This is a genomic window from Aeromonas sp. Y318-1, assembly GCF_027706125.1.
Classification (GTDB): domain Bacteria; phylum Pseudomonadota; class Gammaproteobacteria; order Enterobacterales; family Aeromonadaceae; genus Aeromonas; species Aeromonas hydrophila.
In genome coordinates, this window is sequence record NZ_JAPDCM010000001.1 from 77,748 (window position 1) to 90,453 (window position 12,706).

The 12,706-nt window shown below is 54.7% G+C and carries 12 protein-coding genes; 11 read left to right on the forward strand and 1 reads right to left on the reverse strand.

Annotated features, from left to right (window positions below; all coding sequences use genetic code 11):
- Positions 1 to 289 precede the first annotated feature (289 nt).
- The 5 genes from OKB87_RS00335 to OKB87_RS00355 all read left to right on the forward strand — a co-directional run bounded on the left by OKB87_RS00335 (position 290) and on the right by OKB87_RS00355 (position 9,016).
- Positions 290 to 2,248, forward strand: coding sequence for a type I restriction-modification system subunit M (locus tag OKB87_RS00335; RefSeq protein WP_270826105.1), 1,959 nt, complete (start codon positions 290 to 292; stop codon positions 2,246 to 2,248).
- 216 nt (positions 2,249 to 2,464) lie between these two features.
- Entirely contained in the window at positions 2,465 to 3,505 is a 1,041-nt protein-coding gene (locus OKB87_RS00340; RefSeq protein WP_270826106.1) for an Abi family protein, read from the forward strand.
- Complete coding sequence (locus tag OKB87_RS00345; RefSeq protein WP_270826107.1) at positions 3,502 to 4,878, forward strand: restriction endonuclease subunit S; 1,377 nt, start codon at positions 3,502 to 3,504, stop codon at positions 4,876 to 4,878. The genes OKB87_RS00340 and OKB87_RS00345 overlap by 4 nt, the downstream gene beginning before the upstream one ends.
- Positions 4,875 to 5,831, forward strand: a complete 957-nt coding sequence (locus OKB87_RS00350) for a DUF5655 domain-containing protein (protein ID WP_270826108.1) — start codon at positions 4,875 to 4,877, stop codon at positions 5,829 to 5,831. The genes OKB87_RS00345 and OKB87_RS00350 overlap by 4 nt, the downstream gene beginning before the upstream one ends.
- A 5-nt stretch (positions 5,832 to 5,836) precedes the next feature.
- Positions 5,837 to 9,016 (forward strand): type I restriction endonuclease subunit R, encoded by a 3,180-nt coding sequence (locus OKB87_RS00355; RefSeq protein ID WP_270826109.1) that lies wholly within the window; start codon positions 5,837 to 5,839, stop codon positions 9,014 to 9,016.
- Between the two features lie 279 nt (positions 9,017 to 9,295).
- Here OKB87_RS00355 and OKB87_RS00360 read toward each other — a convergent pair whose 3' ends face one another.
- On the reverse strand, positions 9,296 to 9,673 hold the full coding sequence (locus tag OKB87_RS00360; protein WP_048207591.1) for a hypothetical protein: 378 nt from the start codon (positions 9,671 to 9,673) through the stop codon (positions 9,296 to 9,298).
- Between the two features lie 261 nt (positions 9,674 to 9,934).
- On the opposite strand from OKB87_RS00360, the gene radC reads away from it, so the two are divergent.
- The 6 genes from radC (at position 9,935) to OKB87_RS00390 (ending at position 12,666) form a co-directional block, all read left to right on the forward strand.
- Positions 9,935 to 10,402, forward strand: a complete 468-nt coding sequence (gene radC / locus OKB87_RS00365; protein WP_060389230.1) for a RadC family protein — start codon at positions 9,935 to 9,937, stop codon at positions 10,400 to 10,402.
- The gene (locus OKB87_RS00370) at positions 10,399 to 10,767 is read left to right on the forward strand and encodes a DUF2787 family protein (protein WP_005345165.1); all 369 of its coding nucleotides are present in this window, start codon (positions 10,399 to 10,401) and stop codon (positions 10,765 to 10,767) included. Before radC ends, OKB87_RS00370 begins: the two co-directional genes overlap by 4 nt.
- 17 nt (positions 10,768 to 10,784) lie before the next feature.
- Positions 10,785 to 10,913, forward strand: coding sequence for a hypothetical protein (locus tag OKB87_RS00375; protein WP_270826110.1), 129 nt, complete (start codon positions 10,785 to 10,787; stop codon positions 10,911 to 10,913).
- Entirely contained in the window at positions 10,910 to 11,053 is a 144-nt protein-coding gene (locus OKB87_RS00380) for a hypothetical protein (RefSeq protein WP_005345168.1), read from the forward strand. Before OKB87_RS00375 ends, OKB87_RS00380 begins: the two co-directional genes overlap by 4 nt.
- 240 nt (positions 11,054 to 11,293) lie before the next feature.
- Positions 11,294 to 11,845: a recombinase family protein gene (locus OKB87_RS00385; RefSeq protein ID WP_270826111.1), complete on the forward strand. Its 552-nt coding sequence runs from the start codon at positions 11,294 to 11,296 to the stop codon at positions 11,843 to 11,845.
- 26 nt (positions 11,846 to 11,871) lie between these two features.
- The gene (locus tag OKB87_RS00390; RefSeq protein ID WP_270826112.1) at positions 11,872 to 12,666 is read left to right on the forward strand and encodes a hypothetical protein; all 795 of its coding nucleotides are present in this window, start codon (positions 11,872 to 11,874) and stop codon (positions 12,664 to 12,666) included.
- Positions 12,667 to 12,706: the final 40 nt, after the last annotated feature.

The window sequence follows — 12,706 nt, forward strand, 5'->3', positions numbered from 1 at the left end:
CTGCCGATCTGCTGAAATTTTGGCATTTTTAAGAACTTTTTCTACGAGATTTCATTCAGAAATAGAGTTCTGTAAATAGTGGGTAACTTCGCAGATTAAGCACCTAATATGACCATCTTCCCCGTGATTTTGGGCAAAGTGACCGATGCAAAATCAGCTGACATCAGCAGCATGAATTTGAAGTCATATTTGGGTCATAGGCTCGAATCACGCTCTGCAGCTGAACGCTGTGGTAGAATCCCCGCCATTTCGTCTGTCTCAGACCGCAAGGCGGTCCCACGGGGTTTCCATGACTACCAATATCTCATCCCTTGCCAATCTTATCTGGTCGGTGGCTGACCTTCTGCGAGGTGATTTCAAACAGTCCCAGTATGGCCGCATCATCCTGCCATTCACCGTGCTACGTCGTCTGGAGTGCGTGCTGGCCCCGACCCGTGACAAGGTGCTGGCCACCACCGAGAGCACCAAGGCGCTACCAGAGCTGGCCCGCCATAAGCTGCTGCTCAATGCCGCCGGGCAGAGCTTCTACAACACCGCCAAGCTCACCCTGGACAACCTGGGCGAGAAGCAGATCGGTGACAACCTGGATGCCTATGTGCGGGGCTTTTCCCGTGAAGCGTTCGAGGTGTTTGAGCACTTCAACTTTGCCGCCAGCATCGATCTGCTGGAAGATGCCGACCTGCTTTACAAGGTGGTCCGCAACTTCGCCAACGTCGATCTCTCCCCCGAGACCGTCGACAACTACCACATGGGTCTGGTGTTCGAGGAACTGATCCGCAAGTTTGCCGAAAGCTCTAACGAGACCGCCGGTGAGCACTTCACCCCCCGTGACATCGTGAGGCTGACCACATCTCTGGTGTTTGCGGCTGATGACGAGGCCCTGACCACTGCGGGGGTGGTGCGAACCATCTATGACCCCACCGCTGGCACCGGCGGTTTTCTCTCCTGCGGCATGGAGTACCTGCACGAGTTGAATCCCGCCGCCCGTCTCGCCACCTTTGGCCAGGAGCTCAACCCCGAGTCGTTTGCCATCTGCAAGGCCGACATGCTGATCAAGGGGCAGGACATCAGCAACATCAAGCTCGGCAACACTCTCTCCGACGACCAGTTGCCGACCGATCGGTTCGATTACTGCCTCTCCAACCCGCCATTCGGGGTGGACTGGAAGAAGGTCGAGAAGCAAGTCCGGGATGAACACCTGCTAAAGGGCCACAGCGGCCGCTTTGGGGCGGGTTTGCCCCGCGTCTCCGATGGATCGCTGTTGTTCCTGCAACACTTGATTGCCAAGATGAAGCCAGAGGGCGCCCGTATCGGCATCATCCTCAACGGCTCCCCGCTCTTTACCGGTGGGGCTGGCAGCGGCGAGAGCGAGATCCGCCGCTATATCCTCGAGCATGACCTGCTCGATACCCTGGTGGCCCTGCCTACCGACATGTTCTACAACACTGGCATCGCCACCTATATCTGGGTGCTGTCGAACCACAAACCGACCGACCGTAAGGGCAAGGTGCTTCTGATCAACGCCAGTGACCTGCACAGCCCGATGCGAAAATCGTTGGGCTCCAAGCGTAAACAACTGAGCGACGAAGCCATTGAGCAAATCGTCCGCCTCGCCAGCCGTTTCGAGGCGAGCCCGATCGCCAAGATATTCCCCACCACCGCCTTCGGTTATCGCCGTATCACGGTGGAGCGGCCGCTGAAACTGGCGTTCACCCCGCAGGATGCCGAACGGCTCGCCAGTCTCACCGCCGACAAGGGATGGGCCAAGCTTGATAACGAGTTGCAACAGGCCATCCTAGCGGCCCTGCCGACCCTGCCCGAGCAGCTGCTCTGCCGCGAGCAGTTCAAAAAGCAGCTCACCAAGGCGTTAGGCACAGTTAAGCTGCCAGCCCCCGCCTTCAAACTGCTGGTGAGCACCTTTGGTGAGCAGTGTGATGAAGCTCAAGTGTGCAAGAGCAAGGGGGAAGTGGAGGCCAGTTCCGATCTGCGGGACTACGAGAACGTGCCGCTCGGGGAAGACATCCATGACTATCTCAAGCGGGAGGTGCTGCCCCATGTACCGGATGCCTGGATCGACACCAGCAAGACCGATCCACTCGATGGTCAGGTAGGCATCGTGGGCTACGAGATCCCCTTTAACCGCCACTTCTACCAGTACCAGCCGCCCCGCGATTTGGCAGCTATCGATGCTGATCTAGATGCCGTCGCCAAGGAGATCATGCAACTGCTGGCACAGGTGCATTCATGATACCAATGCATACTGGCTACTCAGGAATCGCCGACGGGGTTGGACGCAATAGCACGCAATATGACGCAAAGAGATTGACTATCGGACGTCCGATACCTAATATTGCGGGCAACACACCCGCCATGCCTATGACGTTGGTTTCATACCAGGTTATGCACAAATTGGCGGGTTTTTTTATGCTCGTTCGTCAACCTCGCCAGCACTGGGGGAGGCGACATGACTCGCTTTAACAAACCGGCCAAGAGTGCTGCTGAGCATCTCCAGCAGTGGCGTGAACGGGGTCTGATCATCGACGATGAGGAGCGTGCGACTCGCTACCTCTCGCACATCAGTTATTATCGGCTCTCGGCCTATGCCATCCCATATACCCAGCCAGGTTCACGAGAGCATCGTTTCCTGCCTGACACCCGCTTTGACGATCTGCTGTCACTTTATGTGTTCGATAGGGAGCTTCGCCTGCTGGTGCTCGATGCTATCGAACGTGTCGAGGTGGCCGTGCGGGCACAGTTGTGCAACCACATGTCACTAGCCTATGGCAACGATCCCTTCTGGTATCTGGATGAAGGCCACTTCAAGCGTGAGTACGGCCATAAACGCCTGCTGGCAGGCCTTGAGCGACAGCTCGATGATGAGCGAAAGCGGTTGGAGAGCGATCTACGACAGTTGGAAAAACGCCGCAACCTGAGTGACGAGCAGCGGCAAGCGTTGGGCCAGAAGGTGCGACAAGAGACCTTCCTTCGTCACTATCTATGTAGTTACGAGCATCCACGCTTGCCCCCTTGCTGGATGATGGTAGAGATGCTGACCTGGGGGGATCTCTCCTACCTCTATGCTGGCTTGTTGCGAGCGGCTGATCAAAAGGCTATCGCTCGGGGCTTGGGTTCTCATGCCGAGCTGCTCCTCTCCTGGCTTAAAGGCATCAATCTGATCCGCAATATCTGTGCTCACCATGCAAGGCTCTGGAATCGTGAGCTGGGGGTCAGTATCAAGCTACCCACCTCTGATGCGGTCAACTGGCTAAAACAAGAGGTTGAGCTTGCTGATCCTCATATCCGCTGGGAGAAGCGTCTTTACCCCGTGCTGGTGGCCTTGCAGAGTATGCTTGGCACCATCAGCCCCGCTTCTCGCTGGGGGGAACGGTTGGCTGCCCTGCTAGCCAAATATCCCCATATCTCCCTTGCCCATATGGGGATGCCGACGAATTGGCAGCAAGATCCCTTCTGGCAACAGGCCCAACAACAAGGAGAGCAGAAATGATAGCTGCCGAACCGAAAACCACAGGTCAATATCAACCCTATCCGGAATATAAGGATTCAGGGGTGGAGTGGTTAGGAGACATTCCTAGCCATTGGCTAACTAGCAAGATGAGGTATATGTTCACCTTTGGTAAAGGACTTACTATTACCAAAGAACATTTGCGTGATGAAGGTATTCCTTGCATTAACTACGGCGAAGTACATTCAAAGTACGGTTTCGAAGTTGACCCAGTAAAGCATCCTCTGAGGTGTGTTGAAGAAGACTATTTAAAAACGTCATCTAGGTCAGTGCTGAATGTAGGTGACTTTGTCTTTGCCGATACATCCGAAGATATCGATGGGTCTGGTAATTTCACTCAGTTAACAAGCGATGTTGTAACGTTCGCTGGCTATCACACCATTATCGTTCGCCCAATTGATAAAGATAGTCATCGTTTTTTTGCATATCTTTTTGACTCAAAAGAATTTCGCACGGCTATCCGTCATGCAGTAAAAGGCGTCAAAGTTTTCAGTATCACCCAAGCGATTCTTCGAGGCGCTGATATTTGGCTGCCATCACAAGACGAAAGACAAGGGATAGCCGCCTTTCTCGACTACGAAACCGCTCGTATTGATCGGCTGATTGCCCAGCAGCAGCGGCTGATCGAGCTGCTTAAAGAGAAGCGGCTGGCGGTGATCTCCCACGCTGTGACCAAGGGTCTCAATCCCAATGCCCCCATGAAAGACTCCGGCGTCGAGTGGCTCGGCCAGGTGCCGGAGCATTGGGAAGTAACGCGATCAAAATTTGTGTCAGAAATTTTTGTCCCTCAGCGAAATAAGCCAGAGCTGAATGATATCGGTGATGGTATATTCTGGGCGACAATGGAAGATATGAAAAATGATGAAATAAATGAAACTAGACGTTTTGTCTCAAGTGATGCTGCAACCATTTCTGGCTCTAAAGTGCTTCAGAAAGGAGCTGTTGTTGCTAGTTGTGTCGGGAATTTTGGTGTGGCGGCATTACTCAATGTCGATGTCATAATAAATCAGCAGTTACAGGCATATATTCCTAAAGCGATATCTGGTCAATATCTTCGCGACCTTATATCAATATCAAAAACATATTTCGAACTTGTCGGTACAGCTGCAACTCTTATATATGTTAATCAAGAGGGGTTTGGAAACATGCCGGTAACTCGGCCTCCAATTGAAGAGCAGTTAGAAATTGAAAAGTACAATAATAAGATTAAAGAAAAATTCGAGCATGCTATAGCAAAAGGAGAATTGCAGGTCTCTTTGTTACAAGAACGTCGTACTGCCCTTATTTCCGCTGCCGTTACCGGGAAGATCGATCTGCGTGGTTGGACGCCGCCTGTCGAAGAGGTGGCGGCATGAGCGATATCAAGCTGTTCCGTTATGGTCAGCACGGGGTGAGCGAGCTGGAAGGCAAGGCTGCCGTGGTGGAAAAGCAGTTGCAGACTCTGATAGAGCAGCAGATGTCCGCCTTTCTCGGGGTTCGCTTCTTGGCCAGCGAATACACTACCGGCAAGACCCACAAGGGGCGGATAGATTCCCTCGGGATCGATGAGAATGGTTGTCCGGTGATCATCGAGTACAAGCGTTACAGCAACGAAAATGTCATCAATCAGGGCCTTTTCTATCTGGATTGGTTGCTCGACCATCAGGCCGAGTACCGCTGGCTGGTGATGGAGGCGCTGGGGAAAGAGGTGGCCGATAGCATCGAGTGGTCCGGCACCCGCCTGCTTTGCATAGCCGGTGACTTCACCCGCTATGACCTGCACGCCGTGCAGCAGATCAACCGCAATGTCGAGCTGATCCGCTACAAGTTGTTTGGCGATGATCTGCTGATGCTGGAGTTGGTCAATGCGGTGACCAGCCAGATCAATAAACCCTCCACCCCGACAGAGCTTGGCCTACCACCACCGATACCTGTGAGTGAACCAGTCCAAGCCTCCAATGGCCATGTCCGTACCAATGCGGAACGTCTGGCTGCCGCCAGTCCTTCGTTGCGTACCCTCCACGAGTCAGTGTGCGATTTTATTGAGGCGCTGGGTGATGAGGTGCAACGCAAGGAGCTCAAGCTCTACACGGCCTTCAAGAAGATCCGCAACTTTGTCTGTGTGGTCATTGCCTCCACTCAGCAGAACCCTCACCTCAAGCTCTACCTCAATCTCGACCCCGATACCGTCGAGCTAGTGGAGGGGAGGATTGTCGATGCCCGCAACAAGGGCCACTGGGGAACCGGTGATCTGGAATTGACCATTCGTCACCAGCAGGACTGGGAAAAGGTGATCGCCCTGATTGAGCGTTCCTATCTGGAGAATTGATTCGTATGGATAACAAAGCACGGGAAAAAGCTTTTCAGGACCATATCATCGAGCAACTGGCCGCATCAGGTTGGCTGGTGGGCGAGTCGGCACACTATGACAAAGAGAGAGCCCTCTACCCCGAAGATGTGATCGCCTATGTGCAGGAGAGCCAGCCAGAGGGGTGGCAGAAATACTGTAAAACCTATGGTGAGGAGCCAGAGCGTCATCTGCTCAACGCCGTGGCTCGATCTCTTGAGAGCGATGAGCGGGGCACCTTGTGGTTACTTCGTCATCAGGTTGAGGACAGAGGGCATCGGCTAGCAGTGGCTACTTTCAAGCCTGACCATGACCTTAACCCAGAGCTCGTCGAGCGTTATGCCAAGAACCGGCTGCGGGTTGTGCCGGAGCTGGTCTACAGCCCCCATGGCTATGAGGGCCGACTCGATCTCACTCTGTTTCTCAACGGCATTCCGGTGGCGACCTTAGAGCTCAAATCGTGCTTCAAACAGAGCCTGGAGAACGCCAAGCAGCAGTACCGCTTCGACCGCCCACTGGTGACGGCGGGCAAGCGTGAGCCGCTGCTGGCTTTCCGTCGCGGGGCGCTGGTGCACTTTGCCGTCAATCAGTTTGAGGTGGCGATGACCACGCGGCTGGCCGGAGCAGATACCTTCTTCTTGCCGTTCAACCGTGGCACCGCCAAGGGCGGGGCAGGGAACGATCAGCCTGAGATAGGCTATGCCAGCGAGTACCTATGGCAGGAGATTTTCGCGCCCGAGACCTTCCTCAATATTCTGGGTCGCTATCTGCATCTGCAGGTGAAATTGGATGAGGACGCACTGGGCCGCATCAAGAAAAAAGAGACGATGATCTTCCCCCGCTATCACCAGTGGAAGGTGGTTGAGACGCTGCTGGCGACGCTCCAGGAAGAAGGGAGCGGCCAGAAGTACCTTATTCAGCACTCGGCGGGCTCTGGTAAATCGAACTCTATCGCCTGGTTGACCCATCAGCTCGCATCGCTGCGGCGTGACACCGATGCCGGAGAGAGTGAGAAGCTATTCAATTCCGTTATCGTCGTCACCGACCGTACCGTGCTCGATAGCCAGTTGCAGGAGACCATCGCTCAGTTCGATCACGCATCCGGGGTGATCTCCCGCATTAATCGGGAAGAGGGGGATGGCAGCAAATCTGCTCAGTTGGCCGAGGCACTGACCAGCGGCACTCCCATCATTATCGTCACCATTCAGACCTTCCCCCATGTGCTCAAGGCCATTCAAGAGAGCTCCAGCCTCAAAGCCAGCCGCTTTGCGGTGGTGGCCGATGAGGCTCACTCCAGCCAGACCGGCAAGACTGCTCGTCAGCTGCGTGAGGTGTTGATGGCCGAGCAGCTGAATGATGAGGAAGAGCTCTCGGCCGAGGATGTGATGAATCTGACCTTGGCTGCCCGTGGTGGCAGTCAGAACATCAGCTACTTCGCCTTCACTGCCACTCCGAAGGCCAAGACGCTGGAGCTGTTCGGTCGCCCGCCCAAGCCCCATCTGCCCATTTCGGATGAGAACAAACCCGAGCCGTTCCACGTCTACACCATGCGCCAGGCGATCGAGGAAGGCTTTATCCTCGATGTGTTGCGGAACTACACCAACTACCAGTTAGCGTTCAAGTTGGCGATGGATAGCGAAGCGGCCGATGCAGAAGTGGACAGCAAGAAGACCAAACGCAAGCTCTCCCAGTGGGTGCGGCTGCACCCGCATAACATTGGCCAGAAAGTGCAGGTGATTGTCGAGCACTTCCGCCAGCATGTTGGCAAACTCTTGGGCGGACAAGCCAAGGCGATGGTGGTAACCAGCAGCCGGATGGAGGCGGTCCGCTACAAGCTGGCGTTCGACAAGTACGTTAAGGACCAGGGTTATCAAGCCATTCGGGCCATGGTGGCCTTCTCGGGCGACATAGAGGACGAGGGGCTGACCTGGAACGAGCGGAACATGAACCCGGAGCTGAAGGGGCGGGACATGCGTAAGGCGTTCGATACGGCTGACTATCAGGTGATGCTGGTGGCCAACAAGTTCCAGACTGGTTTCGATCAGCCCAAGCTGTGTGCCATGTATGTGGACAAGAAGCTGACCGGGGTGGACTGCATCCAGACCCTCTCGCGGCTCAATCGCACCTATCCGGGCAAGGAGAGTACCTATGTACTCGACTTCGTGAACGACCCGCAGGATGTGCTGGAAGAGTTCCAAAAGTATTACGAAACCGCCACGCTGGACTCGGTATCGGACCCGAACCTTATCTATGACCTGTTCCACAAGCTCAAGGGCGAAGGGATCTTCACTTGGCCCGAGGTGGTGGCGTTTACCGATGCCTATTTCGACCCCAAACGGGGGGCCGATGCCTTCTTGCGGCACGCCGTCCCGGCACGGGATCGCTTCGCCAAGCGTTACCGGCTGGCAATGGATGCCATTCGGGAGTGTCGGACCCAGCTTAAGTGGCTGATGGAACAAGGTGGTTCAGGTAGCGACCAGGTCAATGCCGAACGTCGCCTGAAGGAGGCGGGGGAAGCCCGTTCGGTGCTGGAGCTGTTCAAGAAGAACCTCAACGGCTATGTGCGGTTCTACGAGTTTGTCTCCCAGATCACCCCCTTCGACGATTACGACATGGAGCGGCTGTGTGTCTTTGCTCGCCACCTGCTGCCTCTGCTGCGGGAAGAGGTGCTGGATGAAGAGCAAGTAGACCTTTCCTCGGTGATGCTGAGCCACTACCACCTTAAGGCCAAGCGGACCCAGGATCTGCAACTCAAAGAGAATACTGCCGGTTATGGACTGGAGGGGATCGCCTCCCTCGGCAGTGCCAAGCCGAAAGAGGAGAAGAAGGATTTCCTCTCCGAGCTGCTGGCTCGGATGAACGATCTGTTTGGCCTGGAAGTGACTGATGGGGACAAGCTCGACTGGGTGCAGGGGATGGTGACCAAGCTGAGTGAAAACGGCCCCCTGATGGAACAGGTCCGCAATAACCCACGGGAATCGATTCTGCATGGCGATTTCCCGAATGCGGTGGATGAAGCCGTCATCGGACGAATGGAAACCCAGCAGGGCATGTCGCTGACGTACCTCTCTCACCCCGATAAGGCCAAGGCATTGCAAAATATGCTGCTGGACTTGTTGCTCGAGGGCTTGGCTGGCCATCAGTCATTACGGGCACAGAGCCAGTAGGCGTTTGCTGGAGATGCATGTCAGGGCTGACGTGCACCTTCAGCCTTTACAAGTAGGGGCACGAGATCAAGCAAAAGAGGTGGGAACACCATCCTAGGCTAGGTAGGTCGAGGAGGTCTGCCGAACGGCTGAAATTTTGGCATTTTTAAGAACTTTTTCTACGAGATTCCATACATAAAAATTTCTATAAATAGCTGAAATTTCAGCAGATTGAACATCCGAAATGGGCCCTTTGCCTTTGATTGCGGGCAAAAGGGCCCGATCCAAAATCAGCAGAGGTTAGCTTTGCGGATTCCGCAGTGGGCGCCATACATATTCGGACAGCTCCTTAACGTTCGTGGGGGGTAACCACTGCGGGTCATCAGCTTCGAAACCGAAAAGATTCATCATCTCTGACAGGGAGTAGCAGAGGTACTCGCCATCGGCTCGACTGAAGGTGCCGTCATGGCGCTGGATGAAATTCGGAGTGAAGCTCTCGCCGGTGGTGCAGACCGGCAGCGTCTGTATCTTGATATCTTCTGGCCCACCGTCTGTAATCTGGATGGCGTACCCGATCAATGGATAACGCTCAAGGGTTGTTTCTCCGTTGTCATTTGGTTCGACAATGATGTAACCGTACTCACTGGGTTGAGCGGGGATAAAATGAGTAGTTGCCACTGGTGTTCTCCTTCACACAAAACGAGACTGTATTGCTAACAATTGGTCTCAAGTGGGTTTTAACCCCTCTTTTTTGACCACAAGTGGAAACATATCGCGTCATGAAAGGGAAAACCGTGAAATCCGTCTAAAAAGTTTTAAGAGGGCTCATAGGTGAATGTGGGCCCCTGCACCCCTTATACCAGTCCCGTTCGGATTCAATAACAACCAGGCCCCCTGGCATAAGTAACTCGTGTACCAAAACGACGCGAGGTTACTGTTATGACACATCACTACGACGATCACCCCGGACAGGGCGATCACATCATCAATCAGGCATTGGCCATTTTGGAGAGCCGACAGCGGCATCTGGGCCATGCCTTCACTCAACCGAAAGCGGCAGCAGACTTCCTTCGGCTCAAGATGGGGGAGTACGAGCGGGAAGTGTTCGCCGTCATGCTGCTCGACAATCAGCATCGGTTACTGGATTTCCAGGAGCTGTTCTTTGGCACCATCAATGCGGGCACTATTCATCCCCGTGAGGTGGTCAAGGCGGCCCTCAACAGAAACGCCGCAGCGGTCATACTGGCCCACAACCATCCCTCCGGTATGGTCGACCCTTCAGATGCAGACAAAGCGATTACCACCCGTCTCAAGGATTTGCTTGAGATGGTAGACGTGCGAGTGCTTGACCACTTTGTGGTGGGACAGCACGACATCGTCTCGTTTGCCGACAGGGGGCTGCTATGACCCCATCCAAACCGCTACAGGCTCTGTTCGCCAAGTTAATCGACCTCCACCCCGATGCCACCGCCCTGACTCTCAACTTCCGCAGTCCCGATTATTCCGCCGACACAGGTGGTTACCGTCCGGTCGAAATCCGTCTGGAAAAACGGGCTGGTAGCTGGGGGATGGCCTACGTCACCGAGTTCACTTACCTCGGTGGCGAGCTGGTCAAGGATCTCGATTTTGACTTCAACGCCGGGCTGGCATCACAGCTCTGGTGTGGAGAGCGGCCGCTGGCCACCACCATGGACCTCTACCGGCTCTGGGAGAGGAACTTTCTCGACTATCACCGGATGGAGGTCTACCGACTGAAGATAACCCCTGAGTAATCGCAATGAACGACTTCATGAAAACCTTGCTGCTGGACGCCTTGAAGGCAGCCCTGACGGCGTTTGCATCGGTCATCGTCAACGCGATGATGGCTCGCTACATGCCGCCACACTTCTACAACATGAACGAAGAGGACTACCAATGAACAAAATGATCCTGACCTCGGTGACTCTGGTTGCCATTGCAGGGGGAACCCTGATGATCCGCCTCATCGCCCGTGACAAGGCTCATGCCGAGGAGCTGGCCAAGGTATTGCGGATGCCGGGCGGGGCGACGCGTCATTGAGATCCCCCGGTCGGCACCCTGCATGACCAATAGATAGAGCAGCCATAGCGTCTGGTTGACTACCCCTGCGGGCCCTCCATTACGGAGCGGCCCGTTTTCATTTGTATCACTGGCACAGGTCAATAGACCAAGCCCGTGTGACGCGAGCGAAAGTGCCACTTTTTGCCGGTCATATGGGTTCCTTTCGACCTTCTGACCGGTCGCGTCAGTGTACCTTGCCCTATTGACCAGGAGGAGACCATGGAACTGGTGGGATATGCACGTGTCAGCACTGTGGGGCAGAGCCTGGATGCCCAGCTTCAGGCTCTGGCCGAGTGCAGCAAGATATTCAGGGAGAAGGTGAGCGGTGCAAAGGATGACCGCCCTCAGCTCGCGTTGATGCTGGATTTTGTTCGTGAGGGAGACGTGGTGATGGTGACCAAGCTGGATCGCTTGGCTCGCAACACTCGCCATCTGTTGGAGATCTCAGAGTACCTGCACGCTAAGCGGGTTGCTCTGAGGATTTTGAATCTGGGTATCGATACCTCGACACCTACCGGAAAACTGATGTTAACCATGATCGGTGCCATCGCCACGTTTGAGCGGGAGCTGATGCTGGAGCGTCAGGCAGAAGGGATTGCTATGGCAAAACAGCGTGGGGTCTACAAAGGTCGCAAGCCGACCGCCATGGCTAAAGGGGAGGAGGTGCTGTCACTCGCTGAACGGGGACTAGCCAAGGCCGAAATCGCACGTCGAACGGGGATCAGTCTCTCCAGTGTGCAGCGGATCTTGCGTGGACTGTCTGGCGAATGAATAGTTTTGACAACAAGGAAAACTACATGGAACAAGAGAAGACGAAACAAGAGTCCGGCCGGTTCTTCGAGCAGCGGGAAACTGCATCGGCACAGGTCGCAGGTAAGTGGGCCCGCTATCGCGATTGGCTAAAGCAATCTGTGCGACTAGAACTTCCGTCCAATTCAAGCGAGGTCAACAACAACCCTTATCTGCGGGGCGGGATCTGCAGTTATAACGCCTATCTCTCGGGCATGCTGAGGGCTCACCTGTGGGGGTTGTGGCTGACGGCACTTCTCGTGCTCGCCTGGCAGTTTCTGCTGCCTCGCATGGGGATGAGCATTAACTACAACGCAGGGCTTGGGATCATCATGGGCACTGTTGTAGTTGGTACTCTGCACTGGGCCATTCTGGTCTTTATTGGCTACGAAAAGCGTCTCCAGGCTGCCGTACTCACAGACCCGCTGAGCCGCATGATCGGTGTGGCTACTGTTGCGATGACTGCGACAGGATTCGTGATCGGATGGTTCATCAGCATTGAACGTTCTGCACACTTTGCAAGGATTTATGGACTATCCAATGATCTTGGCCTCGGCTATGACGTTGGACTCAAAACATCAGAGTTTCTGTCGGAGCTAGGCTATGACTCCTGGATATTGGCCAGCCAAGTCATGGTCTACGTTGGCTTGGCTCTGCTCTTCTTGATCCCAAGTTACCGCAACAGCGATAACCTTGCAGAAAAGGCGAAAGAGGCGTTAGGGAAGGCACAGGGCTATCCTACCCCGATCCTGTTTGTGTTCCATTTGCTTCTGCTGTTTCCGGCAGTGGCGATTCTGGCCTAGTAGACTTGAAGGAGCTCACATCAGAGCTCCTTTTCTTTAG